The following is a 17,907-nucleotide window of genomic DNA, read 5'->3' as shown; positions in this document are numbered from 1 at the left end:
GATAGCCTGCATGTCATTCGGCCAGCGCGGTTGCGGGGTAGAAAAAACACCCCTATTTCGGGTCCGGGCGAGCGGAAGGAGTGGAAATTATGGCGCCACGCAAGATCTCCACGATGCTCGTCGACGGAGAGGAGCTGGTCCGGCAGGGCTTCGCGCTCGCGCTCGGCGGGGCGCCGGAGGTCCACCTCGCCGCCGAGGCCGGTACCGCCCAGCAGGCCCTTGAGCTGCTCGATCAGCACGAGCTGGACCTGGTGATCACCGATGTGCGGCTACCGGGGATGGACGGGATCGAGGCGCTGCGGCTGTTCCTGCGCCGGGTGCCGCACGTGATCGTCCTGACGAACTCCGACTCGTCCGAACACCTGTTCCGGGCGCTCAAAGCCGGGGTCAGCGGATACCTGCTCAAGGACGTCGGCAGGATTGAGCTGATCGGCGCGGTCACCAGCGTCGCGGCCGGTAATGCGGTCATCAGCCCGGCGATGACGAGAAGCCTGCTGGACTCATTCGAACTCGTCCCGCTGGCCAGCACCGCACTGTACGAGCAGGTCCTCTCCGCGCTCAGCGCGCGCGAGATCGAGGTGTTGCGCAAAATAGCCCAGGGCGGTTCCAACCAGGAAATCGCGAACGCGCTCCACCTGACCCCGGCCACCGTGAAGTCGCACGTGTCGCGGGTGCTCGCGAAGCTGCGGCTGCGGGACCGGGTGCAGGCGGCGCTGCTGGCCCACCAGATCGGCCTGGTCCGACTCCGCGAGCCGGAGGCGTTCTGGGGCAGACCCCCAGGGGAGGAGCCCACCTCATGGCGACCACACGTCCGGAACCGCCCGGCGCACCGGAGATCGTTCCAGGCAGGCTGAAGTGGCCCCGGTGGGTGTTCGTCGTCTGGTTCGGCGCGGCCAACCTCGGCCTGCACATGGCGCTCACCACCCCGGCCAGCGTGACCCTCGCGCTGCGGATCGCCGAGATCGACCCGGAGGGCAAGGTCACCTCGCTGGCCACCGTGCTGGCGATCGGCTCCCTCTTCGGCTTCGCCGCCAACCCCCTCTTCGGCAGGCTCAGCGACCGCACCACCGGCCGGTGGGGCATGCGCAAGCCGTGGCTGCTCGCCGGCCTCGCCGTCGCCACCGTGACCACCGTCGTGATGGCCTCGGCGACATCCCTGCTGCTCATCACGATCAGCTGGGCCGCGACGAAACTGGCGCTCAACGCCGCGGGCTCCCCGCTCGCCGCGGTCGTGCCCGACCAGTTCCCCGACCGCCAGCGCGCGCGGATCTCCGGTTTCGTCGGCGCGCTGCAACAGGCCAGCCCCGCCGTCGGCGCGTTCTTCGTCCAGGGGGTCGGCGAATCCTCGTTCTGGATGTTCATGGTGCCCGCCCTGGTGGCGCTGGCGACCGTGGTCGTCTTCGTGCTCATCCTGCCGGACCGGCGACTGGACCGCGCCGATGTCCAACCGCTGACCTTCCGCGAGGTCATCGGCAGCTACTGGTTCGACGTGCGCGCCCACCCCAACTTCGCGTGGGTGTGGCTGTGCCGCTTCCTGATCTGGATGGCCATCGCCAGCGCCATGTCCTACCAGCCGTACTTCCTCTCCGACCGCCTCGGCATGGCCGACGAGGAGCTCGCCGACGCCGTCTTCGAGACCATGCTCGTGCTCAGCGGCGGGCTGATCGTCTTCGGCAACGTCTTCGGCTACATCTCCGACCGCGTCGGCAAACGCCGCGTCTTCGTGCTGGCATCGGGATTCGGCATCGTCTGCGGCCTGCTGATGATCGCCTTCAGCGGGGACTACGCGCAGTTCCTCATCGGTGCCACGGTCATCGGCATCTCCGGCGGCATCTTCATCCCGACGGACGTGGCGCTCGCGATCGAGACGATGCCCGACGAACGGCGCGAAGCCGGGCACGGGATGGGAATACTGAACCTCTCGACCGCCGTGCCGAACTCACTCGCGCCCGCGGTGGCGCCGCTCGCGTTGGGGATCGGGTCGGACGGGTACCAGAACTACACGGCGTTGTTCGTCGCCGCCGCGGTCAGTGCGGCTGTTGGGGCGGCGCTGATCTTCTTCGTGCGTAACGTGAAGTAGGGGTTTCTGGGCTGCTGGGCTTCCAGCGTGGGGTCGGCTTGACCTGGGGACCCCTTGCGCGTGCCCTTGGGCCTCTCAGGGGCACGGGATGAAACCCCGGCCCTCGCGATGAGCGTATGGCACGCGCACCCCAGGTAAAGCCGACCGTTCCAGCTTTACCTTGCGGTAGCTGGGAATTGGCTTTGCTCGGCGCCTGGCTTTCGCTGGAATCGTTGGGGGGCTTGGGAAGTTCACTCCTTAGAGCCATGATCACCCATCCTGACCAGCTAAAATGGGAGTATGCCCCCTGTCGATATCGAAGACCAAATCCTCGACTCCTACATCGGAATCGGTGCTGCGATCGCGAAGTTCGACGAACTCGTGGCCGCCTTCTTCCAACAGCTCAGTCCGCATGATCAGCAGTACGCGGCCGACATTCTGATGCCCCTGCTGCACATCACGCAGGTGAAAGGCAACCGACTCCTCGGCCGAGCCCTCGACCTGGTCGCGCGGCCCGGTGTGTTGGAAGCGTTGGCCGATGGTCGCCTCGACGAAGGCAAAGCATTGATGATCGTCGACCAACTCAGCGTCCTCTCGGCAGTCGACGTGACCACTGCCGAACCCGCCCTGATCGCGCACGCCGCCGTCAACAACCACCCCGCCACCCAACGGTATGCCAAGCGCTACATCCACAAACTCGACGCCGAAGCCGCCCTCCGCCGCCACCAGGAGAAGCGCAAGCAGCGGTTGGTGGAGAAATTCGTCCTCGACGACGGCATGGCGAGTTTGCGCCTGGTCATGTCCGCTGTTGACGCGGCGTTGGCCTTCGACCGTATCGACCGGATCGCGCGGGCGTTGCCCAAAGACGATCGCACCCTGGACCAGAAACGCGCCGACGTCGCCACAGACCTCGTACTGGGCAACGAAACCGCTACACCGCAAGGTGAGGTGCGTGTGCACATCACCATGCCCCTCACCACCGCACTCGGCCTCACCGACGACCCCGCTGAACTCGCCGGATACGGACCCATCCCCGCCGAAGTCGCACGCACGGCTGCCGCCAACGGTGTCTGGAAATGGATCAAGACCGACCCGATGACCGGCATCGCCGAACAGATCGGCAAGACCACCTACAGGCCCACCGCACAGATGCGTGAACTCCTCCAGGCCCGCTACCCCACCTGCACCGCAGTCGGCTGCAACCAGCCGTCACACCGTTGCGACATCGACCACTGTTGTCCCTTCGATGGGACCAACACCACGGTCGACAACCTCCGCCCGAAGTGCCGCCACCACCACAGGATGAAGCACGAATCCAACTGGAAGTGCGAAAACCTGGACGACGGACGACACAGGTGGACCACACCCAGGGGCAAGACCTACGAAACCGAGATCCAACCCATCGCCGAACCCGCACCCTTCTAAGTCACTCCAGGGCGATGACGGCCTCGCCGCGAACAGTGGTGGTCCCATCGGACAAGCGCACGGTCAGCACCACACGAGCCCGCCGCTCTCCGTCCACATCGGACACATCGGCGATCCGGCCGGTGCACGTGGGTTGAGCACCGATCGGCGTGGGGGCGACGAAGCGGGCGCGCAGGGACCGCAGGCGGTGCTGGGGCATCCACGTGGTGACGACCCTTGCCAGATAAGCCATCGACAGCATCCCGTGCGCGATGACGTCGTCCAGCCCGGCCGCCACGGCGACGTGCGGGTCGAGGTGGATGGGGTTGTCGTCCCCGGAAGCCGCCGCGTACAACGCCAGGGTCTCCCGGGAGATGGGCGCGACGGTCAGCGAGGGGATGGTGTCCGTGGTGGTCAAGAAGCGTCCCCGATCGCCAGCACGTGGCGGAATTCCACCACGACAACGCCGTCCCGGGCGACCGAGGTGTCCTGCACGACGAAGTCCATCGAGACCGCCTTCCGGTTGTACACGTCGGTGATCACGGAGGAGAAGACGAGCTCCTCCTCCGCGAACACGTCGGCGTGGTAGGTGAACCGCTGCTCGGTGTGCAGCGCCCGATTGGGGTCGTACCCCATCGCCTCCAGCACCTCATCACCCCGGTGCTCCACCTCGATGCCGAACAGCATCGTCGGCGGCAGCGGCAGGTCGGGGTAACCGGCGGCGCGGGCGGCGGCGACGTCGACGTGGCTGGGCCGCTGCTCCCCGACGGCCAACGCGAAGCGCCGCACCCGGTCCCGCCCCACCCGGGTGGTGAACGGGGCCAGCCGCAAGCCTTTCACGACTGCCAGCGCCGCAGCACGACCACCGCGTTGTGGCCGCCGAAGCCGAAGGAGTTGCTCATCACCACGTCCACGGCGTGCTCCTGGGCCTGGTGCGCGACGAAGTTCACCCTGGGGTCGATCGGCCGGTGGCAGTTGATGGTGGGCGGGACGACACCGTGGTTGATCACCAGGCCGCCGACCATCGCCTCAACGGCACCGGCCGCGCCGATCATGTGGCCGGTCATCGACTTGGTCGAGCTGATCGGGATCTCCGCGGTCCGATCGCCGAAGACGGCCCAGATCGAGTCGAGCTCGGCGCGGTCGTTGAACACGGTGCTGGTGCCGTGCGCGTTGATGTAGTCCACATCGGACGGTTCCACCCGCGCGTCGGCCAGCGCGCCCCGCATCGCCGCGCGGGTGCCCCGGCCCTCCGGGTGCGGAGCGGTCCAGTGGTAGGCGTCCGAAGTGGACGCGTAACCGGCCACCTCGGCCAGCACCACCGCTCCCCTGGCCAGCGCGTGCCGCTCGGACTCCAGCACCATCACCCCGGCGCCCGCGCTCATCACGAAGCCGTCGCGGTCCTCGTCGAACGGCCTGCACGCCTCGGTGGGCGCGTCCATCCTGCTGGACAACGCCTTCGCGTTCCCGCTGGCCGCCATGTCCATCCTGGTGAGGATGTGCTCGGCGCCACCGGTGATCACCACGTCGACCACGCCCGCGCGGATCCACCGCAGCGCCTCGCCGAGCGCGTCCGTTCCCGACGCGCACGCGCTGCTCATCGCCCTCGTCGGGCCGCGAACCCCGTAGGCGAGGCTGATCTCGCCCGGGGCGCTGTCGATCGCGCACATGACCGGGACGAGCGGGCTCACCTTGCGCGCGCCCTGCTCGTGCAGCATCAGGGTGTGCGCGGACATCGACGCCATCGGCCCGTAACCGCTGCCGAGCAGCACCCCGACGCGTTCGGAGTTCGCGTCGTCGATGTCCAGCTTCGCCATCCGCAACGCCTCGGTGGCGGCGGCGAAACCGTACTGCGCGAACGGGTCCATCCGGCGGATCTGCTTGTGCTCCAGGTACTTCTTCGGTTCGAAGCCCTTGACCTCCCCAGCGAGGTCGGTGGGCAGGCCGGTGGTGTCGATGCGGTCGATCCGGCCGATCCCGCTGGTCCCGGCGAGCAGCGCCTGCCAGGTCTCGTCCACGGTGAGCCCGACCGGCGTCACCGCGCCCCACCCGGTGATCACGGCCCGCGTGTCCTGTGTTGACATCGTCGGCTCCTCTTCCGGACCGGTCTCAGGCCGGTCCTGGCTGATCGGGGAAGTCACCACCCGCGCCGAACAGCGCGTCCTCCCTGCGCACCGGGACGTTGAGCACGACGACGCGGCCCGCCTCGCACTGCTTCCACGCCTCGGTCACATCGGCGATCAACTCCGTCTTGTCCGTCACGGTGATCTGGTGCAGCCCCGGCAGATCCGGCGCGGCGCTCCCGGCCGACGCCGGTTCGGCGAAGGTGAACCCGGGCAGCGCGGGCGTCTTCTGGTCCAGCTGTGCCTGGAGCCAGCCGTAGCCGCCGTTGCGCAGCACCACGTACAACAGCCCACCCCCGTGGGCGATCGCGGTCGTCAGGTCGGAGTCGACCATGTCGAAGGCACCGTCTCCGACGAACGCGACCACCGGACGGTCCATCGCCGCCCTGCGCACCCCGAGCGCCGCCGCGGCGCCGAAGCCCAGACTGGTCTGCTCCGAGGGGACGATCGAACCGGCTCCCCCCGAGCAGCGGTACATCGGGAACCGGTAGGACCACATGTCCTGCAAACCGTTCTCCTGCACCAGGATTCGCTCAGCGGGCAGCACCGCGTCGAGTGCGTCGAGCACCTCCGCGATGTGCAGCTCCGGCAGCGCGCGCTGTGTCCGCAGCAACGCCTGGTGCGCGCCGAGGATGTCTTGGTGCACTTGAAGAACCCGCCCCAGCCAGTCCGAGGCGCGCGGCTCGACGGGCCCGTGGGCGAGGAAGGCGCGCAGCACCTCGCGGCCGTCCGCGAGCACCTTCGGACCCCCGTAGCCGGTCGCGAACTCGGCGGCGTCGGTGTTGACCTGGATGACCGGAACCTCGGCACCGATGCGGTGCGGCCACTGGAAAACCGCGGTCTCCTCAAGCCTGCTGCCGAGCGTGATCACGCAGTCGGCGTCGGCGAGCAGCGACGTGGCTTCCGTCGGCAGGTACAGCCCGGACAGCCCGCAGAACAGCGGGAAGGACTCGTCCACCGCGCCGCGTCCGCTGGCCGTGCACAGCACCGCGGCACCGAAGGTCTGCGCGAACCGCTCCACGAGCGCACCCCGGTTGCGGTGCCGCATTCCCCCGCCCACAAGGACGATCGGCTTGGTGGCCGCGCGAAGCGCTCGCAGCGCGGGGGAATCCTCGGCGACGGTGACGGAGTCGGGGTGTTCGACCCCCGAGATCTCCTCCGGCCGCACCGGGATGTCCTCGGCCAGCAGGTGATCCGGCAGTTCGAGGTAGACCGGCGCACCCGTGCGGGCGACCAGGATCGCCCGCCGCAGCATCGGGACCAGCCGCGCGGGGTGGTCGACCCTGGCCGCCCACTTCACCATCGGCCGGACGATCGAGAGCTGGTCGAGCTCCTGGAACGCGCCGCTGCCCCGGTGTTCGACGGGCGTGCCACCGGAGAGCAGCAGCACCGGGGCGGCCGAGCACGCGGCCTCCAGCAGGCCGGTGATCGTGTTGGTGACCGCGGGCCCCTTGCCCACCAACGCGACCCCGAGCCCGCCGGACTGCATCGCGTAGCCGGTCGCCATGAACACGGCGTTGCGCTGGTCGCGGCACAGCAGGAACCGGATCTCCGACTCCGCGATCGCCTCCAGGGCGGCGAGGTCGTCCCCGGGGAGCCCGAAGATCTCGCTCACCCCGGCCTCGCCGAGCACCGCGACCGCGGCCCGCCAGGAGCCCTTCACCGAACCCGTCATCGAAGCCGTCACGCCGTCCGCCCGGTGGTGGTCACCGGCGCCGACAGGTGGTCCGCGACCGCCTTGCTGAGCAGCAGCGGCTCCGCGTAGCGCCGCTTGCCGAGCGCGGCGTAGTTCGCCCGCATCCCCAGCCCGCCGAAGGGCGCGTTGCCGTTCTCGATCTCGATCAGGGTCTCGTCGACGCTCACCGCGTGCCTGCGCCGCAACAGTTCCACCGTCTCGGGCAGTGCGCCGAAGACCGTCGCCGCGAGGGCGCGCTCGGCGTAGTACGGGTGCTCGATCATCGAGTGCAGCCATTCCTGCGTGGTGAACGGCACCACGTTGAAGATCGGCGCGAACAGCTCGGGCGGCACGATCCTGGTGTCGGCCGGGTGGATCAGCACGGTGGGCCGCAGGCAGTCGTCGACGAGGTTCACCTCCCCGCCCGCCGCGAGGTACTCGCGGTTGCGGCGCAGGTACTCCAGGGAGGCGTCGAGCGCGTCCAGGTAGAACATGCGGCCGTAGTCGGCGGTCGGGTCGTCGAACTGGCCGAAGCGCAACGCGTCCACGCGGCGGCACAGCAGGTTGCAGAACTGCGCGCTGACCGAGGCGTGCACGAACACCACGTCCGGGCCGAAGCAGTCCTGGCCGGAGTTGAGCATCCGCACCCGCAGCAGGCCGTCGACCGCCTTCGGGATGTCGACGCCGGGCCCGACGACGAACGGGTTGACGCCCTGTCCGAAGTAGAGGAACAGCTGGTCGGAGCGCAGCCCGGTGCGGATCTTCTCGGCGTTCTCGTAGGCGCCGGTGAACACCAGCACGTCGGACTTGGCGCCGTCGCCGTCCAGGAACTCGCGCTGGTCCAGGTCGTTGAGCACGATCGGCAGGTCGTGCACGCCGCCGAGCAGCTCGTGCAGCTTGCGGGTCAGGTCAGCGATCCGCCGCGACGGCCGGAAGACCAGGCGCCTGCAGTAGAGGCTGGGCACGACCAGGTAGAGCACGTAGCCGTAGAGCGGGATGTTCGACGGCATGAGCACGCTGATCTGCTCCACCTGGGGCGGCGCGTGCTGGGAGACCTCGGCGGCGGCCCCCTCCAGTGCGGCGATCGACGCGTCGATCTCGGAGTAGGCGGTCTTGTAGTTGCTCACCTCCGTGAGCAGCTCCATGACCTCGGAACGCCGTTCCCGCAACAGGTTCACCACGAGCGAGAGCTGTTCGAGGCGCTCGGGGAACGGGATGGCCGAGGTGTCGACGGCGGACTGGGCGTGCCCGCCGCTGACCGGCAGCACACCCTTCACGCCCTCCAGCGCGACCGCCGCGGCGGCCACGTCCTGCAGCGCGCGCCGGTCGACTTTTCCGTTGCTGGTGAGCGGGAACCCGTCGAGCACGACCACCCGGTTGGGCTGCTCGTACTCCGCGACGTACTTGTTGATGACCCGCCGCCAGTGCGCCGAGGGACGGCCGCCGGGGTCGGCGACGACGAAGACCAGCTGGGTGCTGCGCACGCCGTCGGCCACCGGGAACACCTGGACCGGGACGCCGCAGGCGCCCGCCTTCTCGGCGATGGCGTCCGGGTAGAGGGTGTGGCCGAAGCGGTGCACCGCCCACTTGCGGCCGAGCACCCGCAGGTTGCCGTGCTCGTCGAGGGTGCCGACGTCCTGGGTGTGGTGCACGGTCCGCCCGAGCGGCCGGACCCGCCCGCCCGGTTCGAGCACGCCCGCCATCATGTCCGGCGTCCTGACCACGATCTCGCCGATCACGCCCGGCGGGACCGGGCTGCCGTCCTCGCCGAGGACCTCGATCCCGACCCCGGCCAGCGGCTGTCCACAGTGGACCGGGTTCTCCGGCGAGGCCAGGGCGATGTTGCCGACCTCGCTGCTGCCGTAGCCGTCCAGCAGCGGTTTGCCGACCCGCTCGGCGAACTGCTGCCGCAGCTGCTCGCTCAGCGGTTCGCCGCCGACGCACCACATCCGCACCGAGTCCAGGCGCGCGAGGGTCGACGGGCGGCTGTCGACGATCCGCAGCAGCGTGTAGTAGAGCGCGGGCACCGCGTCGACCACGGTGACCGCGTGCCGGGCGATCAGCTCGACGGCCAGGTCGATGCGCCTGCTCGGCGCGATCACCAGGTCCGCCCGCGCCCGCCACCACAGCAGCAGCATGGACAGCCCGTACTGGTGGGTGAACGGCAGCAGCGGCAGCAGGCGGCTGGACTCGGTGTAGCGCATGCGTTCCTGGCTGCGCTCGACGTTGTCCAGCACCGACGCCCCGGACCGGACGATCCCCTTGGGCGCCCCGGTGCTGCCGGAGCTCCAGACGATCAGCCCGTCCTTGCGGGCCGCCCAGCGGCCGAAGTCCAGCTCCGCGTCCTCGTGCGCCGCGGTCGCGGCCGTCGCGGTGAGGTCGCCGAGCCGGATCCAGCCGACCCGGACCCGGTCGAAGCAGTCGTCGAGCTCCTCGTGGTCGGAGAGGAACCAGCGGGCCCCGGACTCCGCGACCAGTTCCGCGCAGGCGGCCTGCGGGAGCCTCCGGTCGACCAGGGCGATCGAGACGCCCATGTCGATCAGGGCGAGCAGCGCGTGCACCAGGTCGCCGGAATTGCGCGCCGACAGCACGACCCGGTCCTTTTCCGACACACCCTGCCCGCGCAGCGCCTCGGCGAGCGCGCGGCAGTGTCCGCCGACCTCGGCGCGGGAGCTCTTCCGGTCGTGTTCGTCGACAAGCATGTTTACCGGCCCCACTCTCCGTGAAAATGGAAGGACACTTTCCGAGATGAGCACAAGAAGAAGGTGGTCACACAATGTGGCCGAGCACCGGGGAGAGTAAGCACCACCGGAAGCGGGTGTCAATGTCGAATACGAAGGATCTACCAGCGGTCACATTTCGATAATGATTACTGTTGGAAAAGGTACTAGTACGGGGAATGACCCGTCAGCGCACCGAGGCGACCGACTCGACCACCGCACGCGTCCGGGCGTCGGCCGGGACGTAGAACAGCACGTACGCGTCACCGCCGAAGCTGCGCAACAGGTTGAAGTGAAAATCCAGCCGGCCGACCGCCGAGTGCCGGAAACGCATCACCGACGCCGAACGGCCGTCCACGACGCACTCTCCCCACCAGTGATCGAATTCTTCCGACGACGCCCGTAACTGAGCGACCAACTCCACGAACTCACCGTCATGGGGACACAGCGCGTAGGAGGAGCGGAACCGTGCCACCAACCCCCGTGAAACCTCTCGCCAATTCAACATCTGGGACCTCACGCTGGCATTCAGGAATAGTAACCTCATTACATTTCGCTCGGTTCCGCCGCTTCCGGTGAGCCAGTCGGCGGCCGCGTTGGAGGTGAGCACGTTCCACCTCAGGTCGGTCACGCAGGCGGGCACCCCGATGCCGGCGCCCAGTGCCTCCAGCTCGGCGACGGCCGCCACCCCGCTGGGCGCGCCCGCCCCGGCCACCGCCGGGCGCCCCAGCTGGAACACGTAGTCCCGCTCGGCCGGGCTCAGCCGCAGCGCCTCGCTGACCGAGGCGAGCACCTTCTCCGAGGCGCGCACGTCCCGCCCTTGCTCCAGCCACGTGTACCAGGTGAGCGAGACCCGGGCGAGGGCGGAGACCTCCTCCCGGCGCAACCCGGGCGTGCGGCGGCGCCTGCCCGAGGCGGTCTCGGCGGCCGGGCTCACCCGTCGTCTGGCCATCCGCAGGAAAGCTCCGAGCTCGCTGCGGCGCTGCTCCGTGCTCGGTGACATCGATTCCACCAACCCTCGCCGAATGTGCCACAAGGCATCTGTAGACAACTTCACAGCGGAGATCCGAACAAGCACTGGATTGATCAGTAGTTGCACCGCCAACCAGACCCGGAAACGCCAACGAACCGCGCTCACGCGCGGTTAATAATCGCCTCATGATTGTAGTCAGGCGGTGAAAATTCCCGGGTCACCGAGCAGCGGACGATTCCTGTTCCGATACTCGCGGGGCGACATGGCGTGGGTGCCGGAAAACCGGCGGGAAAAGTAAGAGATGTTTCCGAAGCCGCACTCGACGGCGATGGAGGCAATGGCCAGGTCGCTGGTGAGCAGCAGCAGCCTGGCCCGCCGCATGCGCCGCTGCTCCACCCACTGCGAGGGGGTGACGCCGAAGAACCGGCGCATGCTCCGGTCCAGGTGCTCGTGGCTGACCGAGGACAGCTCGACCAGCAGGCCGACGCCCTGGTTCCAGCAGTCCCGGCGCCGGTCGAACTCCGCGCAGGCCGCGGTGAGCCAGTCCGGCACCGTCGCGGCCAACCGATTGCTCGCCAGCAGCGGGAAGATCGTCGCGGCGAAACGCAGCAGGTCGACGCCGCTGGGGGTGCGTTCGTAGGCCTGCGCCAGGCGCAGGCACTCGCCCTCGACCGCGCCCGCCTGGTCCGGCGGGACCCGGCGCCGCGCCCAGCCCGCGGGGTGGCGCATCGCCGCGGCCACGCCCGCGGCGTCGAGCAGGGACTCCCAGGTCGCCGAGGGCAGCGCGATGTTGACGAAGCGCACCGGCTCCCGCCCGCTGGACTCGATCGCGTGCGGGATACCGGGCAGCAGCAGGTAGAGCAGCCCGGGCGTGAGCGGATCGCGCTGGTCGGCGAAATAGTGCCGGCCGCTGCCGGCCAGCACGTACATGATTTCCACGAAACCTTCGCGGTCGTGCCTGGTGGAACGGAATCCTGGAGAGTCGACGACCACGGCGTGATAGGGCTTGACCGGTCCCAACTCGCCGTAGCCAATGGTCTGCAAGGTCTGCTCCCGTGGGCGGCTCGCAAGGGGCGACAACGTGCTTGACGGAATCCTATGTCGAAAATCCGATCCGTTGAATGCAAATCAAACATCCACATACAAGTATTGCCGCACAGCAGAAAACGATCAAATGAGGACAAGTGTCAGTCAAGTCCGGAGGAGAACTTTCCCTCGGCCGTCTGCAGGCAGCGGGCCGGCGGCCCGCCGCGACCCTGTCCGTCCACAGTGGACCACACAGGCGTTGGGAAGCACCATCACCAGGTCCGACCCCGCGCGGGGACCACGCCGGTGACGGCGCTCGCGGCACTGGGCCGAACGGAGGTCGTAGTGAAATGAAGAAGCTGATGCGCGGTGCAGGATCGAGAAAGTGATCCGTGCCGACGTTTGCGGGCCGTTCGGACCCCGACCTTCCGCCGGACCATCCACAGTGGAGGGCTAGTAGGCCACCGCGACCGTGCCGTACCGGCGCCCGGGACCGTGCACACAGGACAGCATCGCCTCGGCCATGTCGGCGCGCGAGATCATCACCCCGCCCAGCGGCGGCCTGCGCTTGGCGAAGCGGTAGTTGCCCGTCGCCGGGCCGTCGGTGAGCTTGGGAGCGCGAACAATCACCCAGTCGAGGGTGCTCTCGGTGATGGCCTCCTCCATCCCCCGGACGTCCTTGAGGACCTGGCGGTGGGCCATGGCGGAGGTCAGCGCCATCGGGTTCACGCCGGGCTCCACCGCGGCGACCGAGGCGGCGGCGAGCATGCCCGCCCCCTGCCGCTCCATCGCGTCGACCACGTTGCGGCAGCCGAGGGAGCGCACCACGCTCGGCCCGTTGCCCGGCGACCCGAGCGCCGATACGACCGCGTCCACCTCGATGAACAGGCCTTCCAGGGACGCCGGGTCCAGGACGTCACCGACGACGACCGACAGTCCGGCGCTCGGCGGCCCCAAGGCGGCGCCGTCCCGGACGAAGGCCGTGACCGAGTGCCCGTCGAGCAGGGCGAGTTCGACGACCGCCCGGCCGAGCCCGCCGCTCGCCCCCAGAACGACCAGCCTCATTCCACGCTCCTGTTCCCGGTGCCCGCGATTCGTCCCAATGACGCGCACCGACTCCGGGACCTTCTCATACCGGACCAGGAGGAATGTGTCGCACATACCGGTGGGACAGGCGAACGGGGAGCGTTCGGAGAACTTCGGCCGAACGGTCGAACGAAGCCGGACGAGCCGGCTGCGCCGGAGGGCTCAGCTCAGGAGGAGTGCCTGGTGGCGGTGGCCGCCCTGCGGTCGAGGCGGTCGGCGAACTCCCGCCAGGAGGAGGCGGCCGCGCGGGCGAGGCCGGCGACGGCGACGGCGCAGTGCGGCGGCACGTTGTCGATCACCCTGGCGAGCTCGCCCTGCCGCTGCGGCCCGGAGTCCAGCCAGCGCAGCAGCAGCCGCCCGACCTCGCTGAAGCGCAGCGACGGGTCCCGGCGCAGGTTCTGCAGCACCGGCTCCCAGTCCACGACGGGGGGCGCGGCCTCGACCGGTTCCGGGCGGCGGGCCCGGTTCTGCAGCCGGTCCGGCAGCACGTCCTGCCCGGCCCGCATCCGCTCGCGCACGTCCAGCACGGTGGACGGGGCGATCCCGGCCGCCTTGGCGATCTCGCGCAGGCTGGCCTCCGGCCGCTCGGTGAGCAGTTCCCGCGCCAGCAACCGCCCCTCGGAGCTGTTGATCGGCCGGATCCGCCCGTCGCGCCCGACGCGCGCCTCGGCGCGCGCCGACCCCGACTCCGTGCGCTTCCTCAGAGAGGACACCGTTCCCGGGGCCACGCCGACCACGGCGGCGATCCGCCGGTCCGACCACTGCGGATGCGAGGCGATGATCCGCGCGGCGGCGCCCGAGCGCTCCGCGACGGTCAACGGCAGGCCGTGCGCGATGTTCGCGCGGACGGCGAGCACGAACGCGTCGTGGTCGCTGCCGTCGAAGTAGGTGACGGCGATGTGGTCCTGGCCGCGGGCCTTGGTCGCCCGTAACCTGTGCATGCCATCGATGACGCGCTTGGTCTGCCGGTGCACCAGGATCGGCGGCAGCGCGGCCCCCGACTCGGCGAGGGCACGGACATGGTCCAGGTTCTCCCCGGCCGCCCGGGGCGACTCCACGCACGGACGCAGCTCGTCGACCGCGACCAGCGACACGACGGCCTTCCGGGAACCGAACTCGCGCTCCATCAAACGTTCCTCACCCTTGCGGTTGTCCTGCTGGGCGAGAAACTAGGACCCCGGGCTTGCACGCGACTCACACCTGACTTGCACGGCTGCGCGGGCCTGCGGCCGGGGGGATGATCGGGGGGTGCCGGTGCTCGTCCACCTCCCACCCGAACCGCTGCGGCCGTTCGTCTCGTCCGCGCACGGCTACCACGTGCCCGCCAACCCGACCGGGTTGCACCGCGGCCTGCCGTCGCGGCACCTGACGCTGGTGGTGGATCTGCACGAACCGTTGCGAGTGGACGGACTGGTCAGCCCGGCGGCGGCGCACGGCCTCGTCGGCGGCCTGCACACCAGACCGGCGCTGATCGACGCGTCCCGCCCGCAGGAGGGCTTGCAGTACGGGCTCACACCGTTGGGTTCCAGCACGCTACTCGGTCTGCCCGCCGGTGAGCTGTTCGACCGGATCATCGATCTCGGCCAGGTGTTCGGCCCCGGCGCGATGCTGCTCGTCGAAAGGCTGCGCGAGACCCCCGCGTGGGCCGACCGCTTCGCCCTGCTCGACGAGGCGCTGCTGCGCAGGCTCGGCGACCGGGGCGGGGCGCTGCCGCCCGAGGTGACCGAGGCGTGGCGGGTGATCTTCGGCGGCGGCGGGCGGGTCCGGGTGGACTCGCTGGCCGAGCACGTGGGGTGGAGCCGCCGCCACCTCGCCGGGCGGTTCCGCGTCGCCACCGGGCTCACCCCGAAGCAGGCCGCGCGCATCGCCCGGTTCGAGGCCGCGCGGGGGCTGCTCACCTCCCCGAGCCCGCCCCAGCTCGCCGACATCGCCTTCCGGTGCGGTTTCGCCGACCAGTCCCACCTGGCCAGGGAGTGGCGCGCGCTAGCGGGGTGCAGCGTCGGGCAGTGGATGCTCGACGAGTTCCCATTCCTTCAAGACGAGCCCGCCCGGAGCGCGGCAGGATCACCGGCATGAGTACTCCCAACCCTCCCACCGTCTGGCCCAGCGTCGGCTTCACCGACGTGGACGCCGGTGTCCACCTGCTCACCGAGGTCTTCGGCTTCACCGTGACCGTGCTGCACCGCGACGACTCCGGTGTGGTCGTGCACGCCGAGGCCCGCTGGCCCGACGGCGGCGGCGTCATGTTCGGCAGCCGCGGCAAGAGCGGGGACTGGGGCTCGCTCGGCCCGCAGGGCGTGTACGTGGTCGCCGCCGAGGCCGCCACCATCGACCGGGTGTGGGAGCGGGCCGAGGCCACCGAGGGCGTCGAGGTGCTGCGCAAGCCCTACGACACCGACTACGGCTCGCACACCTTCGACCTCCGCGACCGCGACGGCAACCTCTGGTCGTTCGGCACCTACCGCGGCAGCTGACCGCGGCGTTCGACCGCGCGCACCACGGGTGACGAATCCCGTTGGCTTGGCTAGCTTCCGCAGCCTGCCAAGTTCGGGAAAGGCGTCCTCGTGAGTTCCAACGCGCTCCGGACGGCAGCGCCGCACCGCCCGCGCACCGCGCCGGGCGGTGCGGCGCTCGCCGCCGTCTCCGCGCTGACCGGCATCGTCACCGCCCTGATGATCCTGACGATCGGCAGGCGCCTGGTGACCTCCGCCGACTACCCGGCCCTGTGGGACCGGGCGGTGCACTGGCTCGTCATCGCCGCGGTCTACCTCGCGCTCGTGCCGTCCCTGCGCACCGCGCGGCCCTGGGCCAGGATCGTGTTCCCGCTGTGCGTGCTCGCCGCGGGCACCCTGCTCGTCCTCGACGTGATCGGCTCCGCCGTGCCGCTCTTCCAGGTGCTCCACCTGCTCAACATCGGTTTCGCCGTCACCTCGGTCGTGCTGCTCTGGCTGCCGAGCGGCACTGATCGTCCACAGTGGACGTCTACTATGGACAGAGTAGGAGACGCCTGATGTTGTTCAGGGGCGCCGTTTTCCTGTTGCTGTTGCTCGTCGTCGCCTGCGCGGAGCCCGCCCCGTCCGGGACCGGCCATGGCACGCCGTTCGACGAGCACTTCACCATCAAGACCGCCGGGTTCACCGATCTGGCCCCGTCGGAGGACGGGCTCCCGCCCGACGACGGGAAGCACTACGTCGGGGTGCGGGTGGAGATCGCGAACCGGGCGAGCACCACCGAGCAGTTCTCCGCCCTGCTCCAGCTGGAGCTGCGCGATCCCTCCGGCCGGACCCACCCGCCGACCCCGCTCAGCGGGCACCGCCCCGACACCCCGGACGGCCCGATCCAGCCCGGCGCCACCGCCTCCGGCCTCGCCGTCTTCGAGATCCCTGTCGCTCACAGCGCCGGAACCGCCGGTTTCGCGCTCCTCGCGCGCGGGGCCCCCGGCGCGGACGCCGATGCCACCGTCACCCTCGGCTGAGCCGCTCCGCGACCAGCCTGCCCAGCACGTACGTGCACGCGGCGTCCTTGTCCGGGAGGTCGGCGGAGAAGGCGGGCGCGCCACTGGCGTCCAGGTAGCGGACCAGCCACCGCGATCCCGCCTGCTCGACGTGCCAGCGGTTCGCCGCCTTCTGGGTGGGGTCGAACGGCTCGATGCCCAGCCGGACCAGGTTCCGCTCGAACAGCACCGCCTTCACCGGCCCGCTCCCGTCCCGCGCCCCAGTTCCCCGCGCCACACCTGGTCCGCCGCCAGTTCCCCGTAGAGGTACCAGCAGGCCGTCGCCTCCTCGGTGAAGGCCCGCCACCGCCCCGGCCGCCCGTTGAGGTCGATGAAGCCGACCGCCCACGTCCCCGACTCCGGGTCCTGGGCGATGCACAGCCGGTCGTGGACCAGCGTCCCCGCCCCGATGGCGTCCTCGGCCAGCCCCAGCTCGGGGAGGCGACGCACCAGCTCCGGCACGTTCACGGCGCGATCTCCTTGAGCTAGCCCGGTTCGTCAGGTGTGCGGCAGATTGAACCGCACCGTCCCGCCGTCTCACTCCGCGCCCCTGCCGTGCAGGGTCCACATCAAGTAGGCGGCGAGCGTCGGCCCGTCGGTGATCACCCCGCCGCGCACCATGCGCTCCACTTCCGCGCGGGGGAACCACTGCTGGCGCATGTCCTGTTCGGTGGCTTCCCGGTTCGGCTCTCCCCCGGTCAGGTCCGTCGCCAGGAACACGTGGGCGCCGACCCCGGACATCCCGTTCGCGCAGTGGAGGTAGCCCAGTTCCTCCATCCGCCCCGCCACCAGCCCCGTCTCCTCGGCCAGCTCCGCCACCGCCATGTCCTCCGGTGCGCCGGTGATCCCCGGCGGGAAGGACCCGGAGGGAAACTCCCACGACCGCCTCCGAACCGGGTACCGATACTGCTCCACGAGGTGAAACCCGTTGTCTTCCAACGGGATGACCACCGCGAAGTCCGGCTTGTCGACCACCGAGTAGAGGCCGTCCGACCCGTCGAGGTGTTCGATGCGGTCTTCGCGCAGCGACAGCCACGGGTTCTCGTACACGACTCTGGATGACACCGTCCTGATGCTCACGCCACCGATTGTCCGCGCCTTAGAACGGCGCGGGTTCAGCGATCGGCTCCAGTTCCGTCTCGTAGCCGTCCCCGCTCGGTGTGGTCCACATATGGCGCCCGTCCGGCAGGTTCTCGCAGCGCCAGGTGGACTCGTGCTTCATCCGGTGGTGGTGCCTGCACTTCGGCCGCAGGTTCTTCACCGTGGTGTTCGTGCCGTCGTAGCGGCAGCAGTGGTCGAGGTCGCAGCGGTGTGCGGGCTGCTGGCAGCCGACCGCGGTGCACCTGGG

19 protein-coding genes and 1 pseudogene are annotated in these 17,907 nt (G+C 69.8%); 7 read left to right on the top strand and 13 right to left on the bottom strand.

Annotation, left to right across the window (positions count from 1 at the left end; all coding sequences use genetic code 11):
• The first annotated feature begins 89 nt into the window (after positions 1-89).
• From NLX83_RS39135 to NLX83_RS39125, 3 genes are all read left to right on the top strand, one after another.
• Positions 90-854: a response regulator gene (locus NLX83_RS39135; RefSeq protein ID WP_254240351.1), complete on the top strand. Its 765-nt coding sequence runs from the start codon at positions 90-92 to the stop codon at positions 852-854.
• The gene (locus NLX83_RS39130; RefSeq protein ID WP_254240350.1) at positions 797-2,080 is read left to right on the top strand and encodes an MFS transporter; all 1,284 of its coding nucleotides are present in this window, start codon (positions 797-799) and stop codon (positions 2,078-2,080) included. Before NLX83_RS39135 ends, NLX83_RS39130 begins: the two co-directional genes overlap by 58 nt.
• Positions 2,081-2,359: 279 nt before the next feature.
• The gene (locus NLX83_RS39125) at positions 2,360-3,484 is read left to right on the top strand and encodes an HNH endonuclease signature motif containing protein (protein WP_254240349.1); all 1,125 of its coding nucleotides are present in this window, start codon (positions 2,360-2,362) and stop codon (positions 3,482-3,484) included.
• A gap of 1 nt (position 3,485) precedes the next feature.
• Here NLX83_RS39125 and NLX83_RS39120 read toward each other — a convergent pair whose 3' ends face one another.
• From NLX83_RS39120 to NLX83_RS39080, 9 genes are all read right to left on the bottom strand, one after another.
• Complete coding sequence (locus tag NLX83_RS39120) at positions 3,486-3,881, bottom strand: MaoC/PaaZ C-terminal domain-containing protein (protein ID WP_254240348.1); 396 nt, start codon at positions 3,879-3,881, stop codon at positions 3,486-3,488.
• Positions 3,878-4,303, bottom strand: a complete 426-nt coding sequence (locus NLX83_RS39115) for an FAS1-like dehydratase domain-containing protein (RefSeq protein WP_254240347.1) — start codon at positions 4,301-4,303, stop codon at positions 3,878-3,880. The genes NLX83_RS39120 and NLX83_RS39115 overlap by 4 nt, the downstream gene beginning before the upstream one ends.
• Positions 4,300-5,547 carry a beta-ketoacyl-ACP synthase II gene (fabF, locus tag NLX83_RS39110; RefSeq protein ID WP_254240346.1) on the bottom strand — a complete coding sequence of 416 codons (1,248 nt, stop codon included), beginning with the start codon at positions 5,545-5,547 and terminating at the stop codon, positions 4,300-4,302. Before fabF ends, NLX83_RS39115 begins: the two co-directional genes overlap by 4 nt.
• Before the next feature lie 25 nt (positions 5,548-5,572).
• Positions 5,573-7,273: a thiamine pyrophosphate-binding protein gene (locus NLX83_RS39105; RefSeq protein ID WP_254240345.1), complete on the bottom strand. Its 1,701-nt coding sequence runs from the start codon at positions 7,271-7,273 to the stop codon at positions 5,573-5,575.
• Positions 7,270-9,963, bottom strand: a complete 2,694-nt coding sequence (locus NLX83_RS39100; RefSeq protein WP_254240344.1) for an aldehyde dehydrogenase family protein — start codon at positions 9,961-9,963, stop codon at positions 7,270-7,272. Before NLX83_RS39100 ends, NLX83_RS39105 begins: the two co-directional genes overlap by 4 nt.
• A gap of 205 nt (positions 9,964-10,168) precedes the next feature.
• The gene (locus NLX83_RS39095) at positions 10,169-10,984 is read right to left on the bottom strand and encodes a helix-turn-helix transcriptional regulator (protein ID WP_254240343.1); all 816 of its coding nucleotides are present in this window, start codon (positions 10,982-10,984) and stop codon (positions 10,169-10,171) included.
• Between the two features lie 165 nt (positions 10,985-11,149).
• A complete protein-coding gene (locus NLX83_RS39090; RefSeq protein WP_254240342.1) occupies positions 11,150-11,998 on the bottom strand; it encodes a helix-turn-helix transcriptional regulator in 849 nt (282 codons plus the stop codon).
• A 435-nt stretch (positions 11,999-12,433) separates the two neighbouring features.
• Positions 12,434-13,045, bottom strand: coding sequence for an NAD(P)-dependent oxidoreductase (locus NLX83_RS39085; protein ID WP_254240341.1), 612 nt, complete (start codon positions 13,043-13,045; stop codon positions 12,434-12,436).
• A gap of 188 nt (positions 13,046-13,233) precedes the next feature.
• Positions 13,234-14,193, bottom strand: a complete 960-nt coding sequence (locus tag NLX83_RS39080; RefSeq protein WP_254240340.1) for a ParB/RepB/Spo0J family partition protein — start codon at positions 14,191-14,193, stop codon at positions 13,234-13,236.
• Positions 14,194-14,314: 121 nt separating this feature from the next.
• On the opposite strand from NLX83_RS39080, the gene NLX83_RS39075 reads away from it, so the two are divergent.
• The 4 genes from NLX83_RS39075 to NLX83_RS39060 all read left to right on the top strand — a co-directional run bounded on the left by NLX83_RS39075 (position 14,315) and on the right by NLX83_RS39060 (position 16,541).
• Positions 14,315-15,142 carry a helix-turn-helix transcriptional regulator gene (locus NLX83_RS39075; RefSeq protein WP_254240339.1) on the top strand — a complete coding sequence of 276 codons (828 nt, stop codon included), beginning with the start codon at positions 14,315-14,317 and terminating at the stop codon, positions 15,140-15,142.
• On the top strand, positions 15,139-15,540 hold the full coding sequence (locus tag NLX83_RS39070) for a VOC family protein (protein WP_254240338.1): 402 nt from the start codon (positions 15,139-15,141) through the stop codon (positions 15,538-15,540). The genes NLX83_RS39075 and NLX83_RS39070 overlap by 4 nt, the downstream gene beginning before the upstream one ends.
• A gap of 90 nt (positions 15,541-15,630) precedes the next feature.
• Entirely contained in the window at positions 15,631-16,077 is a 447-nt protein-coding gene (locus NLX83_RS39065; protein ID WP_254240337.1) for a hypothetical protein, read from the top strand.
• Positions 16,077-16,541, top strand: coding sequence for a DUF4352 domain-containing protein (locus NLX83_RS39060; protein WP_254240336.1), 465 nt, complete (start codon positions 16,077-16,079; stop codon positions 16,539-16,541). Before NLX83_RS39065 ends, NLX83_RS39060 begins: the two co-directional genes overlap by 1 nt.
• Here NLX83_RS39060 and NLX83_RS39055 read toward each other — a convergent pair.
• From NLX83_RS39055 to NLX83_RS39040, 4 genes and pseudogenes are all read right to left on the bottom strand, one after another.
• Positions 16,528-16,758, bottom strand: a complete 231-nt coding sequence (locus NLX83_RS39055) for a hypothetical protein (protein WP_254240335.1) — start codon at positions 16,756-16,758, stop codon at positions 16,528-16,530. The genes NLX83_RS39060 and NLX83_RS39055 overlap by 14 nt on opposite strands.
• Positions 16,755-17,027 carry a hypothetical protein gene (locus NLX83_RS39050; RefSeq protein ID WP_254240334.1) on the bottom strand — a complete coding sequence of 91 codons (273 nt, stop codon included), beginning with the start codon at positions 17,025-17,027 and terminating at the stop codon, positions 16,755-16,757. Before NLX83_RS39050 ends, NLX83_RS39055 begins: the two co-directional genes overlap by 4 nt.
• A 69-nt stretch (positions 17,028-17,096) precedes the next feature.
• On the bottom strand, positions 17,097-17,639 hold the full coding sequence (locus tag NLX83_RS39045) for an NUDIX hydrolase (RefSeq protein ID WP_308209480.1): 543 nt from the start codon (positions 17,637-17,639) through the stop codon (positions 17,097-17,099).
• A 19-nt stretch (positions 17,640-17,658) separates the two neighbouring features.
• A pseudogene (locus tag NLX83_RS39040) lies at positions 17,659-17,907 on the bottom strand (HNH endonuclease); the annotation flags it as partial.

Origin of the sequence: Allokutzneria sp. A3M-2-11 16, from assembly GCF_024213555.1 — a bacterium.
Taxonomy (GTDB): Bacteria; Actinomycetota; Actinomycetes; order Mycobacteriales; family Pseudonocardiaceae; genus Allokutzneria.
The sequence above is the reverse complement of the archived record's forward strand: the minus strand, read 5'-3'. Positions and strand labels throughout refer to the sequence as shown.